Genomic DNA, 15,035 nt, shown 5'->3' with positions numbered 1-15,035 from the left:
ATGTGGCGACCCTGCGCGGCCGGGTCTCGAAGCTGGCCCAGAGCGTCCCGCTCTACCAGGGCCTCGAGGACTGGCGCCTGCTGGGCTGAGTTCCGCGTCCCCGCGCGGCGCCGATCGGCTCGGCGTCCACGGGCGCGCACAGCTTCTCCGAAACCGAAAAGGCCGGACCCGGTGAATACCCGGTCCGGCCTTTTTCGATCGTGTCAGGAAGCGAACGCCCGCAGGTGCTCGAGTTCGGCGCGAGCGGCTTCGCCGGCGGGGCCGAGATCGGTGCGGCCGAACACATTCCACTGCCGCAGCAGGGGACCGAAGATCTTCTCGCCCTCGACGGCCGGATCGTAGATGCCTGCCTCAGCCAGCACCGTGTCGCTGGACCGGCCGTCGGGCAGCTCCACCTTCGGCACCGAGAACCCGGCCACCCGATCGGCGACCGCGCGCATGGCCTGATCCGGCACCAGCTCGAAGGCCGCGGAGACCACGGCGGCGAAGAATTCCGCCTGCAGCGCGTCGTCGGCGGCGATGCGCTCGGCGATCGCGGTGACCAGCGGGTTCTCGTTCAGGGCAGCGGTATTGCGGTGCCGCAGCGCCGACGCGGACTCTTCGAACGCGTTGGTGGCCAGCACGTCGAGCAGATGCAGCGGCTCGCGGCGGAAGCCGTCGGTCATATGCCGCATCCTGGCTCGTTCCAGCTCGACCGGATCGACCGAGCGGGTGACCATCAGGTAGTTGCGGATGAGAATCTCGTGCCGGTTCTCCTCGGCCGTCCACCGGCCGACCCAGCGCCACCACGGGCCGGTACGCAGGTATTTGCCCAGCTCCCGGTGGTAGGAGGGGAGATTGTCGGCGATCAGCACGCTCACGGTGAGCGCGACCACGGCGACCTCGCTGAGCTGGGCCTGGCCCGGTTCCCAGTCGGTGCCGCCGAGGAAGGCGAAGTTGCGTCCGTTGTCCCACGGCACGAGCTCGTGGGGCTGCCAGCCGTCGGCAACGGCGACGTGACGACGCAGATTCAGTTCCACCTCGTCCGCGAGTGACTCCAGCAGCTCGCGATCGGTCAACAGTGTTTGCACGAGGACAACCTAGCCGTTGTGGTCGCGCGATGGGGGAGGCGGGCGATAATCGAGCGCCTACCTGCGCACGCCCGGATCGCTCGAGCAGCGGTCCGGGCGTGTCGGGGGCGGTCGTCAGCTCTTGGTGACCGTGATCTGGCCGTCCACCCAGGTGATCGTGCCGCCGCTGAAGGTGCTCTGCTTGCCGCCGGGGATGTCGGTCTCGTCGGAGGTCGGGTAGCCCAGCTCGCCCGCCGCGCCGCCGTTGTCCTCCCAGGCCTGGCGAATCGCTCCCCACACGATGTGCGGCTCGCCCTCGGCGGGCTCGTAGATCGTGCCGCCCTCGAAATCCTGGTACTTCCCGCCGTTGGGCGCCGATTCCTCGGGCCCCAGCGGTGCGCCGAGCGCGCCGGCCGGGCCGCCGGTCGCCACGAACTTCTCGTAGATGTCGCCGGAGACGGTCACCTCACCGCCGCCGGAGATGGGGATCCTGGTCTCGTCTCCGGTGTCGTTCGCCTCCTCGCCGGCGGTGGTCGTGGCGCCGCCCTCCGCGGCGGTGGTGGTCGGTTCGCCGGTCATGTTCGCGGCGGGGGAGGTCATCGTGGCGATCGGGCCGGTGGTCATGGTGGCCACCGCGGTGCCGTCGTCGCTCTCGTCGGAGCAGCCGCCGAGAATCAGCGCGGCGGACGCCAGTGCCGCTACGAATCCAGCCGAACGTCGAGCGTGGTGCATTCGAACCCCTCTCGTCGGATTCCCGTGCGACATCGCGGGAAGCGACGCCGCACGGGAACCTGGCCGAAAACGGCAACGAGTCGGCGAATCAACTCGCGAGGAGCCGAATCGATGCCGAACTGGTAATTCGGCGGATACTACCCCGCGAGATGTGTTTCGAACCACACTCCGATTATTTGCCCGCTAGGAGTTCGGGCCGTACTCCTCCAGCATCTCGGTGACCAGCGCCGCGATCGGTGAGCGCTCGCTGCGGGTGAGCGTGATGTGCGCGAAAAGCGGGTGACCCTTGAGCTTTTCGATCACCGCCGCGACGCCGTCGTGCCTGCCGACCCGGAGGTTGTCGCGCTGGGCCACGTCGTGGGTGAGCACCACCCGCGAACCCGCACCGAGCCGGCTGAGCACCGTGAGCAGCACATTGCGCTCCAGTGACTGTGCCTCGTCGACGATCACGAACGAGTCGTGCAACGAACGGCCGCGGATGTGGGTCAGCGGCAGGACCTCCAGCATGTCCCGGCTGAGCACCTCCTCCATCACCTCGGGAGAGGCCAGACCGTCGAGGGTGTCGAACACCGCCTGGGCCCAGGGGCCCATCTTCTCGCTCTCGCTGCCCGGCAGGTAGCCCAGCTCCTGCCCGCCCACCGCGTACAGCGGCCGGAACACCACCACCTTGCGCTGAGAACGCCTCTCCAGCACCGCTTCCAAGCCCGCCGTCAGCGCGAGCGCCGACTTGCCGGTGCCCGCCTTGCCACCGAGCGAGACGATGCCGATGCTCTCGTCGAGCAGCAGGTCCAGCGCGATGCGCTGCTCGGCGGAGCGACCGTGCAAACCGAACGCTTCCCGTTCGCGCACCAGTTGCACCCGCTTGTCCGGGGTGACCCGGCCCAGCGCGCTCGAGCTGCTGCCGAGCAGCCGGATACCGGTGTGGCAGGGCAGTTCCCGCGCCTCCTCCAGATCGAGAACCTGGTCGGCGTAGAGCTGATCGATGCGGGTCGAGGCCACATCGAGTTCGACCATGCCCGTCCAGCCGGAGGTCACCACGTCCTGGGCGTGGTAGCCGTCGGCGCGCAGACCGACCGCGCTCGCCTTGACGCGCAGCGGAATGTCCTTGGACACCAGCACGACCCGGCGGCCCTCCGCCGAGAGGTTCAGCGCGCAGGCCAGGATCCGGGAGTCGTTGGTCTCGGTGCGGAAGCCGACCGGGAGCACCGACGGATCGGTGTGATTGAGTTCTACCTGCAGGGTTCCGCCCTCGGTGCCGATCGGCAGCGGCTCGTCGAGCCTGCCGTGCGCGACGCGCAGATCGTCGAGGTTGCGCAGGGCTTCCCGCGCGAACCAGCCCAGTTCGTGATGATGCCGTTTGTTCTCCAGCTCACTGATGACGACCAGCGGCAGGACGACGTCGTGCTCGCCGAACCGGGTGAAGGCCCAGGGATCGGAGAGCAGCACCGACGTGTCGATGACGAAGGTCTTGGCTGCGGTGTGACGCGAAGTGCGGGCTTCCTCGGGCTCGCTCGAACCGGCTGTTCTCTTGTGGAGGTGTTCCCCGATGCCGGTGGAATGGGAGGTCGCCGAGAAGGCGGAAACGGAGCGTGCAGCAGTCACGGTGGGCTCCTTTTGCGTTCGCCCGGCACCCGTGCGAACGATCTCGCTGGACCGGTCCGTCCTGATGACTACGACATCAGTCGTGGTCATGAGGGCCGGGTGCCGGCCCCCTCGAACTGAATAGTTCAGTCAAAGTCAGGACCTCCCGTACGAACCACACCAACGCGATCCGCATCATCGACGCTACAGGTCGTTGCCGGGTCCGCGCTCGATGATCAGCAATGCTGCTCGGTGAAGTTCCCGTTAACTCGCAGCTCACCAAGGCTGTGTGGCAGACCGCTGAGGAAGAACACAGCGCGTCCGCGCCGAGCGCCGGATAGAGTCGCGATATGGCCGATGACAGGGAGTCGAGCGAGAAGAACGCGGACCCGGGCAGGTACGAGGAGCTGGAGAAGCTCTCGTCCAAGGAGCTGCACGAGCGCGCGGTACGGACAGCGGTGCGCCGGGTCGATGTGAGGTATCTGTGGAAGTTGCTGACGCTCATTCCCGCCGCCGAAGCCGCCGCGGGGAATCTCTCCGAGAGCGAGGTCGACATCAAATACGTGCTGCCGCTCATCGACGACTACCTGCGCGCCGGTGAGAGCGAGATAGCCGATCAGTTGCGACCGTTCTACATCCGCTACCTGGCCGAACACAGCCAGTCGTAGCTCGCGTTCCGGGTACCCGTTTGCCGCGGCGGGCAACGGAATTCGATGGAACCCCGCCGGGGCGAGCCGCGTCCAACCCTATCGACGACATCGATGCGAGGGGGCGCGATGCACAACCACGGAACCGACGGCCGGATCATCTCCGACACCGAGAATCCGCACAGCTTCTCCCATGCCAGGATCGCGCAGGCGGCGAGCCGGATGGCGCCCGGTGAGATCACCACCGCCGTCGATGCCTGGACCGAGATCGCGGGCATCGTGTCCGCCGCCGTCGATCGCTTCGAAGCGGCCGTCGCCCGCGCCGTCGAACTCGGCTGGGAAGGCGCCGCCGCCGACGCGGCGCAACCCCGCGTCCGTGACCTCGTCACCGGACTGAGTTCGCTCGCCGCCGCGCTGGAAGCTCAGACCGGCCCCGTGCAGGCCGCCGCCGATGCCGCCGCCCGCTTCCGCGCCGCCATTCCCCCCGCTGTCGAGGCCGCGACCGGTTCGGATGCCGCCCGCGCCCGCAATACCGCCGAGGAACAGGCTCGCGACGACATGACGAACCTGTACCTGCGGCCTTACACCGCCATCGCCCCGACCTTGCCCGCCTTCCCCTCGCCTGCCACGAGGGTGGCCGCCGGTTCCGGCCCGGCCTCGGGTGGCGCGGGTGAACCGGAGCGGTTGCTCGGCGCGGCCGGGTTCGGTGGTGAGGGGCCGGGTGAGGCCGGCTCCGTATCGCCGGAGGCAGAAGTCTCCGGTGACGATGATGCGACCTCCACCGTCGACGCCGAGGCGGATGAGAGGGTGCCGGTCGTCGCTGCGGACGGGCCGAGCGAAGGCACGGGCCACGGCCCCTCGGTACCAGGAGACGGTTCCGCCGGCGTCGGTCCGTATTTCTCGGAGGGCGCCACCACCACGCAGAACACGCCCGCCCAGGGCGGCACGCGGGTGCCTGCCCTCGACTGGCCCGATGATTCTGTTCGGAACGGTGCGTCCGGTGACGATCCGGTCGGTGTGCCCCCGATTTCCGGCGACGGCCCCGGCGGCCTCGGAAACAGCGGGTGGTGGGGCGCCTCGGACGGCGACGGCCCTGTCGTTGGCGGAATGGGCCACCGCCTGCCGCCGGAACAGGGCGAGTCGTCGGCTCCCGGTTCGGCCGAGACATCGGCGGCGAGCGCCGGTGCGTCGATGTCCGGTCAGTCGATGGAACACCCTGCGAGACAGCCCGTTACGCCCGCATCGACACCCGCCGCCGCTGCGCCCCCCACTTCGTCCCCGGCCGCCCCGGTGACCTCCGCTCCCGCCTCGCCGACGACACCACTGGCCGGCGGCGCGCCGCAATACAACGCACCTGCTGCCCCGACACCCGCCGCACCGGGCATCGGCACGTCCCCGCCGCCATCTCACACCCCGTTGCCGTCCGGACCCACTCTCACCCCTGCGCCTGGAGCGGCGACGCCTACGCCTGGAGCGACAGCGCCCGCGCCCGCAGCGATGCCGCCCGCGGCCTCGCTCGCCGCCGACCGTCCGACCGCCACCGCTGTGCCTCTCCCGCCCGCTGCTTCGTCCACGGGTGATCGTCCGTCCGCCCCTGGCGCAACTGCGCTGCCCGGCACCCCGGCGCCACCGAACGCCGCTGGTCCGGCGCCCCGCCCGGGCGTCTCTGTGCCTCCGCAGTCCGGCCCGCCCCCGGCCGCGCCCCCGAGTGCACCGCCCCCGACGGTCGGCCCGGTATCGGGATCGTCCATCGCCGGAACGGGCGGCTACACAGGTGTACTCGCCGCCGCCGCCCGACTCGGCGCGAAAGCCGATATCGAACATCACCTACCCGATTACCTGCGGACCGGAGAACACGGCCGCGAACTGCTCGGGGAGCGAGAGAAGACCGTGCCGCCGGCTCTGGGCGCCGACGAACCCGCACCGACCGGACACCGCCGGATGCGCCGTCCTCAGCCGTCGCTCCACGAACGCGAGTTGCCGGGCGAGCCCGAGAAGACGGCGCCTCCGGCGAGAGGCGCCGAGGAGTGCCCGGCCTTCGATGCCGCCCCGGTCACCGACGCCGGACCGGGCACGCAGTCACATCGGCATGCGGCGCGGTACGGGCAGGAATTGCTGGGAGAACCGCGGAAGACCGTTCCCCCCGCGATAGGCGCCGACGAGCGACCCGCCGATGCTGCCGGTACCGAGAACACCGACGCCATCCCGCGTCTGCCCGGCCTGCGCTCGTTCGTCGGGTCCGGCGCGCGACCGCCGGACGACCCGCTCCCTGCCGACCGCACCGGCGATTGCTCGTTGAGCCTGCCCCCGATCGATCAGTCCGTTGCGACCGGATTCCGGCGCGGACAGCCCGCGGCCGGACGTGATACCGACTTCCCCGTCCACGTCCCGCCCGTGCACGGCGCGCCCACCGGCGACGAGTACCGATGACAGCCCCGTCGAAGAAGTACCTGTGGACGGCCGGCGGCGAGCAGTTCGCCGCGGCGTGGTTCGGCACCGGGGCCGACCGCATGCCTTTCCCGCTGCGGTTCACCAGCCGATTCGAGAGCACCCGCGAATACCGTGCCTACCAGTGGAAAGTGCGCGACGTACTGAACCGTCCGGAGAACGAGCCGATCCGGCGGGCGGTGCTCACGCTGGCCGAATCCGAATGGCGCGTCGAGCTTTTCGGGTACGACAATCGGCGTGCCGGCGCCGAGATCCGCGCGGTCGGCGGCATCGCCGGCGGGCGCGAGGCGGTGGTGGCGGTCCAGGACGCCGAGACCGGCGCGGTCCGGCTACGACGTTGCCCGGCAACAGGTTTGACCGCGGAACTGGTGGCCCTGCTGCCCGGCCGGGCACCGGGCGTGATCCCCGAACGCGCCTTCCTGCTCGACGATCTCACCACCGAGCGCCGCGACTCGTTCCGCGCCGCCGCGCGCCGGGAGCGCGCCGAGGACTATCACCGCTTCTGGAATCAGCCACACCGGACCCGAGGAGCCGTCACCGTCCTGCGCGCACTCGTGCCGCAGCCGCGGCGGATCACCGCCGTGCGCTGGATCGACACCGCCGACGGGCGGTATCTCGAAACCCTTGCCAACCGGGCGCTGATGATCCGCCCGGCCGGCCCCGGCGACATGGCCCGCCACCTCGCCGGGGTACTCGCACGCGCCGCGTCCACTCGACCGGAAGGGGCGTTCCGGTGATGGCGTGGACCGGAGCTATTCGGTGTCGTCCACCTTGGCCATCGAGAGCACATCCAGTCGCCGGTCCAGCTCCTCCTCGGTGAGCTTCTCGCCGATCAGTCCGCGGTCGATCACCGTCCGACGAATCGTCTTCTTCTCTTTCAATGCCTCCTTGGCGACGGCGGCAGCCTCCTCGTAGCCGATCGCGGAGTTCAGCGGCGTCACGATCGACGGCGAGGACTCCGCGAGTGTCCGCAGCCTTTCGACGTCGGCGACGAGTCCGTGGATGCACTTGTCGGCGAACAGCCGAGAGACGTTGGCCAGCAGGCGGATCGACTCGAGGACATTACGTGCCATCACCGGGATGTAGACATTGAGTTCGAAGGCGCCGCTCGCACCGGAGAACGCGACGGTGGCGTCGTTGCCGATCACCTGGGCGGCGACCTGGGTGACCGCTTCGGGGAGAACGGGATTGACCTTGCCGGGCATGATCGAGCTGCCGGGCTGCAGATCGGGCAGCTGGAGTTCGGCCAGGCCGGTGAGCGGGCCCGAGCCCATCCAGCGGATGTCATTGGCGATCTTGGTGAGGCTGACCGCGACGGTACGCAGCGCGCCGGAGAGTTCGACGAGGCCGTCGCGCGCGGCCTGGGCCTCGAAGTGGTCGATGGCTTCGCTGAGCGCGTCGATGCCGGTCGAGCGCACCAGTTCGGTGACGACCTTGCCGCCGAATCCGGTGGGCGCGTTGAGACCGGTACCGACGGCGGTGCCGCCGATGGGCAGTTCGCCGACCCGGGGCAGGGTGGCCATCAGCCGGTCGATGCCCGCCGCGATCTGGCGGGTGTAGCCGCCGAACTCCTGGCCGAGGGTGATGGGCACCGCGTCCATCAAGTGAGTGCGGCCCGACTTGACCACGGTGCGCCACTCCACCGACTTGTCCAGCAGCGCCAGCCGCAGGTGCTCGAGCGCCGGAACCAGATCGGTGATGACGCCCTCGGTCGCCGCGAGATGGGTCGCCGTCGGGAAGGTGTCGTTGGACGACTGCGACATGTTCACGTCGTCGTTGGGGTGCACGGTGACGCCGTTGGCGGCGGCGATGGAGGCGATCACCTCGTTGGCGTTCATATTGGAGCTGGTGCCCGAACCGGTCTGGAACACGTCGATGGGGAACTGATCATCGTGCTTGCCGTCGGCGATCTCGCCCGCGGCGGCGATGATGGCCTCGGCCTTGGCGGGATCGAGCAGGCCGAGATCCCGGTTCACCTTCGCGCACGCGGCTTTCAGCAGGCCGAGCGCGCGGATCTGCGCGCGCTCCAGACCCCGGCCACTGATCGGGAAGTTCTCCACGGCCCGCTGGGTCTGCGCACGCCAGAGCGCCTGCGCCGGAACCCGTACCTCGCCCATGGTGTCGTGTTCGATGCGGTACTGCGTCTCCTCGGTCATGATTCCGACAGTAGGCCGCGCGGCCGGTCCGTGGGGGTGCCACGCGCGGCGCGGAGACAGACCACACAGCCCGTGCCGGCGCAGTACAGGGCCCGACCGCCGATCTCGGACACTGCCGGGCTCGCACAGCACCGCGGCCGCACCGGAGGGGTCCGGTGCGGCCGCGGATGACAGGAAGATCAGGTCGCCGTTCAGGGCATCGGCGGCACCGCGTCCTCGTCACCGTGGAAGTCGACCGAGGAGTACTCGCGCAGCTTGGTCAGCCGGTGGTAGGCGTCGATCATGCGGACCGTGCCCGACTTCGAGCGCATGACGATCGACTGGGTGGACGCGCCGCCGGGGAAGTAGCGCACGCCGCGCAGCAGGTCGCCGTCGGTGACGCCGGTCGCGCAGAAGAAGACGTTGTCGCCGGAGACCAGATCCTCGGTGCTGAGCACGCGATCCAGATCGTGGCCCGCGTCGATGGCCTTCTGCCGTTCCTCGTCGTCCTTCGGGGCGAGCATGCCCTGCAGCGTGCCGCCCATGCAGCGCAGCGCCGCCGCGGCGATGATGCCCTCGGGGGTGCCGCCGATGCCGACGAGCAGGTCGGTGCCCGAGTCGGGACGGGCCGCGGCGATCGCGCCCGCCACGTCGCCGTCGGAGATCAGCCGGATGCGCGCGCCGGAGTCGCGGACCTGCTGGATCAGCTCGGCGTGCCGGGGGCGGTCGAGGATGCATACGGTCACATCGGAGACCGATAGGTGCTTGGCCTTGGCGACCTTGCGGACGTTCTCGCCGATCGGGGCCGAGATATCGATCACGTCGGCGGCCTCGGGGCCGACCGCGATCTTGTGCATGTAGAACACCGCCGAGGGGTCGAACATCGCGCCACGCTCGGCGACCGCGAGCACCGAGATCGAGCCCGGCGAACCCTTCGACATCAGCGTGGTGCCGTCGATCGGGTCGACCGCGAAGTCCACATCGGGACCGGTGCCGTCACCCACGGACTCGCCGTTGTACAGCATGGGCGCTTCGTCTTTCTCGCCCTCGCCGATCACCACGACGCCGTTCATGGACACCGAGCTCACCAGCTGACGCATGGCGTCGACGGCGGCTCCGTCGCCACCCTCCTTGTCGCCACGGCCGACCCAGCGACCGGCGGCCATCGCGCCCGCCTCGGTGACTCGGACGAGTTCGAGTGCCAGGTTGCGGTCCGGAGCCTCGCGGCGGCTGGGTGCGGGCGAAGATGCCGTCATAGCGGGGTGCCTCCTCGGGTTGTGTGTTACCGGACAATTGTCTCATTGCGGGGAGGCCGGTCCGTGCACGCCCGGTCCACCCGACGGGGTGCGCGCTCCCGGAGTGTCCCACCGCGTGGATACTGGGGGGCGTGTCGTACCAGAAGCCACGCATCCTGCTCAACTACAAGGACCTGCTGTTTTCGCTGCTCCCGTTGGTGCTGATCGTCGTGGTCTTCGCGGGTCTGGCCAGTCAGTGCAGCTTCGCCGCGAAGGGGCCGATCCAGGGTCAGATCCCGACGTTCGACGCCGCGGCCGCGCTGCAGTCCGACGCCCGCACGCTGTCCTTCCCGATCCGCGATCCGGAAGTACCCGAATCCTGGACGCCCAACTCCGGCTCGCGCGACACCATCGTGGGCGAGGGCGGCGGCCAGGTCAGCACGGTCGGGTACATCACCGATGCGGGCACCTACATGCGGATGACGCAGACGAACGCCACCGAGCGGTCGCTGTCCCGTTTCGTCCTCGGCTCCCGGTACGCCGGCGGCGTCGAACAGATCGGCGGCCAGAAGTGGGTCGTCTACGCCGAGCCGACCGAGGAGACCGCCTGGATCGCCGATTTCGGCAAGGTCAGGGTGCTCATCAGCGGCGCGGGTGACGACGCCGCGTTCACGACTCTCGCGCAGGCGATCACCGCCGCCCAGCCGCTCGCGCGCTGACGCGACTCCTGGTGGGCCCGGCGCCTGTCGCGGGCCGGCGAAGCCCGGCAGGACGCGGCTTCGCGTGAGTTCGCGAGGACTCGCAAGCCGCAGCCTCGCCGCGAGGGCAGACCAGCCCTGATGTCCGCCGATCCGGCGGCAGACCGGCTCAGGCCTCCTCGGAGTCCGTCCCGGCGAGCGCGTCCTCGACCCGTCGCCGCGCCCCGGCGAGGTGCTCCTCGCACCGGTTGGCCAGCGCCTCTCCGCGCTCCCACAGCGCCAGCGAGTCGTCCAGGTCCATGCCGCCCTGTTCGAGCATCTTCACGACGTTCACCAGCTCGTCGCGGGCGCGTTCGTAACCGAAGCCGGCGATCTCGGCCAGCTCGTCCTTGTCCGAGTCGGCCAAGGTCAGTTCCCTCCTGTGTCGTCGGCCGGGCGTTTGCGGCCGGTGGTCTCGGTGCCCAGCGCGGTCGTGCCGAGGGCGGCCGCGGTGACCGCCCCGTCGGCGACCCGGATGCGCAGCTGACTGCCCGTCGGCGCGTCCTCGATCGAACGGACGACGTGTCGTTCCCGGCCCTGGACCCGCTGCACGACAGCGTAACCACGCGCCAGTGTCGAAGCCGGACCCACAGCCGTGAGTTTCTCGCGCAGATGCCGCGTGGCGGTGGACTCGACCGCGAGCAGGTGCTCGACGCAGCGGCGGGCATCGGCGCGGGCGCGTTCGATCTCGCTCGCGCGCCGGTCGATCTCGCGCACCGGATCCGCGAGCACCGGCCGCGACCGCAACTGCGCCAGCGCCCTGGACTCCCGCTCGACCCAGCCGCGCAGCGCCGCGGCGGAGCGGGCCCGCAGTTCCCTCACCAGCGCGAGTTCGGCGGCGGCGTCGGGGACCACGCGCTTGGCGGCATCGGTCGGCGTCGCCGCGCGCAGGTCGGCGACGTAGTCCGACAGCGGATTGTCCGGTTCGTGCCCGATCGCGCTGACGATCGGCGTGGTCGCGGCGACGATGGCACGGCACAGTGCCTCGTCGGAGAACGGCAGCAGATCCTCGACACTGCCGCCGCCGCGCGCCAGCACGATCACGTCCACCTCGGGATGGCGATCGAGTTCGCTCAGCGCCGTGAGGATCTGCGGCACCGCCGTCGGACCCTGCACCGCGGTGTTGCGGACCTCGAAACGCACCGCGGGCCAACGCTCGGCGGCCACGGTCAGCACATCGTGCTCGGCGGCGCCGCCACGGCCGGTGATCAGCCCGATCACCTTGGGCAGGAACGGGATCGGACGCTTGAGCCGTTCGTCGAACAGCCCTTCGGCGGCCAGCAGCGCCTTGAGCCGCTCGATCCTGGCCAGCAGCTCACCGACGCCGACCTGCCGGATCTCGACGACCCGCAACGAGATGCTGCCGCGCGCGGGGAAGAACACCAGCTTGCCGTGCACGACGACGCGGCTGCCCTCCCGCAGCGGCGCCGCCGCCCGCCGGATCAGGTCCGAATCGCAGGTCAGCTGCAGGGACATGTCGGCGGAGGGGTCGCGCAGGACGAGGAACGCGGTGCGGGCGCCGGGACGGAGATTGATCTGGGTGATCTGGCCCTCGACCCAGATGCTGCCGAGCCGGTCGATCCACTGCATCACCTTGACCGACACCGAGCGCACCGGCCACGGGTGCTCGGCGGAATTGGCGGGCGCGGCGGCCGCGGGCGCGTTCACCGAACCGTCCTGTGTCGTCATGGCCTCAGGTATACGCGCGACGGCCGACCGGGTAGCTCTCCGGTCGGCCGTCGGCGTGGCGGTCGGGGCGGCCTCACTGGGCCTGAACGGTGGCGATCCGGTTGGTGAGCATCGTCACGAAGGGCGCCCGGGCGAGGGTCCGCTGCTCGTAGTCGAGCAGCGCGGTCAGTTCGTCGAGGGAGAGCATGCGCAGCCGGGCACGCAGCTGGGCCAGCGTCATCGCGGCGTAGTCGTAGCGGCGCGCCACTTCGGGCTCGTCGACCTCGGTTCCGGTGGCCGACGGCTCGGCGGCGGGCGCCGGCTCGGCGGCGACCTCGTCAGCGGTCTCGCCGGCCTCCGCGCCGAGTTCGGTGAGGTCCTGCGCGACGGTCGTCACACTCGAGCCGGTGTGGCCGTTGACGGTCGAGGACTCCTCGCCCGCGTGCAGATCGAATCGGCTGGCCCACCCGGAGAAGTCGTTGCCGTTGGTTTGCTCTTCGTCCAGATCCTCATCGAAGGTCGCCCACGCGGGCTGCGCATCGGTGGCCGGGACGAGGCGGTCGAAGACGGCGTCGCCTTTGAGAGCGAGGCTGGTCACGAACTGCTGGACGTGCATGCCGGTCTGCAGGATCTGGCTGATCGCCGTGATCGGGAACTTGACCGCGGCGCTCGGTAGCCGACGGGTTTCTTCCAGGGCATAGACGGCGGCGCCGGCTGCGACCCGGGCCAGGAACGGTGGTCGGAACATGCTTCCAGCCTGCCCGATGGGGTGTGATCTGCAAAGACGGAACATCCACGTAAGCTGTGGGGCATGTCTTCGGCCATCCCCTTGAACGTCGGTATCGCCCGCTCGGCCGGTACCGGGACGATCGACGCCGAGGGCGCCAAGCGCGTCCTGCTGGCCGAGCCGCGCGGCTACTGCGCCGGTGTGGACCGGGCCGTGGAAACGGTGGAGAAGGCGCTCGAGAAGCACGGCGCCCCGCTGTACGTGCGTAAGGAGATCGTGCACAACCGGCACGTCGTGGAGACCCTGCGCGAGCGCGGCGTGGTCTTCGTCGACGAGACCGACGAGGTACCCGAGGGTGCGGTGCTGGTCTTCTCCGCCCACGGCGTCTCGCCCGCGGTGCACGAAGCCGCCGCGACCCGCAATCTGCACACCATCGACGCGACCTGCCCGCTGGTCACCAAGGTGCACCAGGAAGCCAAGCGCTTCGCCCGCGACGATTTCGACATCCTGCTGATCGGCCACGAAGGCCACGAGGAGGTCGAAGGCACCGCCGGTGAGGCCCCCGACCACGTGCAGCTCGTCGACGGCCCCGACGCGGTGGACCGGGTCCACGTGCGCGACGAGAACAAGGTCATCTGGCTGTCCCAGACCACCCTGAGCGTCGACGAGACGATGGAGACGGTGCAGCGTCTGCGCGAGCGGTTCCCCGCGCTGCAGGATCCGCCCAGCGACGACATCTGCTACGCCACCCAGAACCGCCAGGTGGCGGTGAAGGCGATGGCGCCGGAGTGCGATCTGGTGATCGTCGTCGGTTCGCGCAACTCGTCGAACTCGGTGCGCCTGGTCGAGGTCGCGCTCAACGCGGGCGCGCGAGCCGCGCATCTGGTCGACTACGCCCGCGAGATCGACCCGGCCTGGCTCGAGGGCGTGCGCACGGTCGGTATCACCTCGGGCGCGTCGGTGCCGGAGATCCTGGTGCGCGGCGTGCTGGACATGCTCGCCGAGCACGGCTTCGGGGATGTGCAGTCGGTCACCACGGCCAACGAGACCTTGGTGTTCGCCCTGCCGCGCGAGCTGCGCGCGGCGCGCAACTGAGCCGACGGCGGCCTTCCACCCCGAGCTGAAGGCTTTCCGGCTTGGGCTGGAGGCTTTCCGGCTGTGCTGAAGGCTTTCCGGCTTGCGCTAGAGGCTTTCCGGCTTGCGCCGGGGGCGGCCCGCCTCGCGATCCCGATAGCGCACATTGGCCTGCGGGTGCGGCGGTGTGCCGCCGCGTCCACGTCCGCGCGCCGGTTCGGGTTCCACCCGAGCCCCGGTGGCCCGAGCCGCCGCGGTGCGCGCGGTGGGCCGTCCTTCCCGCGACGGCCTGCCACCCACCCGGGGCGGGGTGTCGGCGACTTCCTTCGAGGGCCTGCGACCGAGTTGCGGCGCCTCGTACTTGTCGGTCTCCATATCGGCGACGTCGTGCGGCCGGGGCGGCTTGACCTTCTTGCGCCCGGCCGGCCTCGCCGCTTCCCCCTCGGCCCGTGCGGGACGTCTCTGCGGTTCCCGCCCGCTGCTTCGCTTGGCCGGGCTGCGCCGGGCGTCACCCCGCTTCGCCGGCGAGCGTCCGTTCTCCTTGCGGTAGACGAAGATCCGATACGCGCCGATGGCCCAGACGAGCACCGAGGCGATCATCATCGTGGGAAATCGGTTGACCAGCGGGATCGCCAGATTGAGCAGCACGTCCTTGAGCCCGCTTCCACCGCCGCTGAGCTGGCGATAGGCCAGCGGCACCGCGAAGAACAGCAGGAGCGGGGGCAGCACCATCGTGGTGAACAGTCCGCGCATCCGCACCGCGAGGACAGCGGCGACACAACCGACGACATACAACGCGGAGAACGTTCCGGTGAGTTCGGTGTTGCCGCCGCTCGCATCGAGCAGGAACCCCAGGAGCGTGCAGCCGACCGCCACGAGGACCGCAGACCACGCGGGTACACCCGGCACCGTCGGCAGGAACGATCGTTGCAGCGCGGGCACCCGGGATCGCACACGTTGGGAAGCAGCCACCCCAAGACACTAACCGGGTGATATTTGCGG

At 70.1% G+C, this 15,035-nt stretch carries 14 protein-coding genes; 5 read left to right on the top strand and 9 right to left on the bottom strand.

The features are described 5' to 3' along the window. Positions 1–203: 203 nt before the first annotated feature. The 3 genes from ON26_RS22330 to phoH2 form a co-directional block, all read right to left on the bottom strand. Positions 204–1,070 carry an acyl-ACP desaturase gene (locus ON26_RS22330; protein ID WP_040798183.1) on the bottom strand — a complete coding sequence of 289 codons (867 nt, stop codon included), beginning with the start codon at positions 1,068–1,070 and terminating at the stop codon, positions 204–206. Between the two features lie 114 nt (positions 1,071–1,184). Continuing rightward, complete coding sequence (locus tag ON26_RS22325; protein ID WP_040798182.1) at positions 1,185–1,781, bottom strand: LGFP repeat-containing protein; 597 nt, start codon at positions 1,779–1,781, stop codon at positions 1,185–1,187. Positions 1,782–1,964: 183 nt separating this feature from the next. Next, positions 1,965–3,383 carry an RNA 5'-3' helicase PhoH2 gene (gene phoH2, locus ON26_RS22320; protein WP_174375430.1) on the bottom strand — a complete coding sequence of 473 codons (1,419 nt, stop codon included), beginning with the start codon at positions 3,381–3,383 and terminating at the stop codon, positions 1,965–1,967. 329 nt (positions 3,384–3,712) lie between these two features. On the opposite strand from phoH2, the gene ON26_RS22315 reads away from it, so the two are divergent. The 3 genes from ON26_RS22315 (at position 3,713) to ON26_RS22305 (ending at position 7,194) form a co-directional block, all read left to right on the top strand. Beyond that, positions 3,713–4,030, top strand: a complete 318-nt coding sequence (locus ON26_RS22315) for a hypothetical protein (protein ID WP_051027364.1) — start codon at positions 3,713–3,715, stop codon at positions 4,028–4,030. Between the two features lie 108 nt (positions 4,031–4,138). Then, on the top strand, positions 4,139–6,439 hold the full coding sequence (locus ON26_RS22310; protein ID WP_040798181.1) for a WXG100 family type VII secretion target: 2,301 nt from the start codon (positions 4,139–4,141) through the stop codon (positions 6,437–6,439). After that, entirely contained in the window at positions 6,436–7,194 is a 759-nt protein-coding gene (locus ON26_RS22305) for an ESX secretion-associated protein EspG (RefSeq protein ID WP_040798180.1), read from the top strand. Before ON26_RS22310 ends, ON26_RS22305 begins: the two co-directional genes overlap by 4 nt. 15 nt (positions 7,195–7,209) lie before the next feature. On the opposite strand, the gene ON26_RS22300 is transcribed toward ON26_RS22305, so the two are convergent. Beyond that, positions 7,210–8,613 (bottom strand): class II fumarate hydratase, encoded by a 1,404-nt coding sequence (locus tag ON26_RS22300; RefSeq protein ID WP_040798179.1) that lies wholly within the window; start codon positions 8,611–8,613, stop codon positions 7,210–7,212. Positions 8,614–8,804: 191 nt separating this feature from the next. After that, positions 8,805–9,848: a class II fructose-bisphosphatase gene (gene glpX, locus ON26_RS22295; protein ID WP_040798178.1), complete on the bottom strand. Its 1,044-nt coding sequence runs from the start codon at positions 9,846–9,848 to the stop codon at positions 8,805–8,807. A gap of 131 nt (positions 9,849–9,979) precedes the next feature. On the opposite strand from glpX, the gene ON26_RS22290 reads away from it, so the two are divergent. Continuing rightward, entirely contained in the window at positions 9,980–10,546 is a 567-nt protein-coding gene (locus ON26_RS22290; protein WP_040798177.1) for a DUF4245 domain-containing protein, read from the top strand. A 148-nt stretch (positions 10,547–10,694) separates the two neighbouring features. Here ON26_RS22290 and ON26_RS22285 read toward each other — a convergent pair whose 3' ends face one another. From ON26_RS22285 to ON26_RS22275, 3 genes are all read right to left on the bottom strand, one after another. After that, on the bottom strand, positions 10,695–10,931 hold the full coding sequence (locus tag ON26_RS22285) for an exodeoxyribonuclease VII small subunit (protein WP_174375429.1): 237 nt from the start codon (positions 10,929–10,931) through the stop codon (positions 10,695–10,697). Positions 10,932–10,933: 2 nt separating this feature from the next. Continuing rightward, entirely contained in the window at positions 10,934–12,253 is a 1,320-nt protein-coding gene (gene xseA, locus ON26_RS22280; protein WP_040798176.1) for an exodeoxyribonuclease VII large subunit, read from the bottom strand. A 73-nt stretch (positions 12,254–12,326) separates the two neighbouring features. Beyond that, on the bottom strand, positions 12,327–12,980 hold the full coding sequence (locus ON26_RS22275; protein ID WP_040798175.1) for a lipid droplet-associated protein: 654 nt from the start codon (positions 12,978–12,980) through the stop codon (positions 12,327–12,329). Positions 12,981–13,043: 63 nt separating this feature from the next. Between ON26_RS22275 and ON26_RS22270 the strand changes: the two genes are divergently transcribed. After that, positions 13,044–14,054, top strand: a complete 1,011-nt coding sequence (locus ON26_RS22270) for a 4-hydroxy-3-methylbut-2-enyl diphosphate reductase (protein ID WP_040798174.1) — start codon at positions 13,044–13,046, stop codon at positions 14,052–14,054. An 87-nt stretch (positions 14,055–14,141) separates the two neighbouring features. On the opposite strand, the gene ON26_RS22265 is transcribed toward ON26_RS22270, so the two are convergent. After that, on the bottom strand, positions 14,142–15,005 hold the full coding sequence (locus ON26_RS22265; protein ID WP_083884286.1) for a DUF6542 domain-containing protein: 864 nt from the start codon (positions 15,003–15,005) through the stop codon (positions 14,142–14,144). Positions 15,006–15,035 lie beyond the last annotated feature (30 nt).

This window comes from Nocardia higoensis NBRC 100133 (genome assembly GCF_000308595.1).
GTDB classification, from domain to species: Bacteria; Actinomycetota; Actinomycetes; order Mycobacteriales; family Mycobacteriaceae; genus Nocardia; species Nocardia higoensis.
This window is presented reverse-complemented; position numbering and strand designations above follow the sequence as displayed.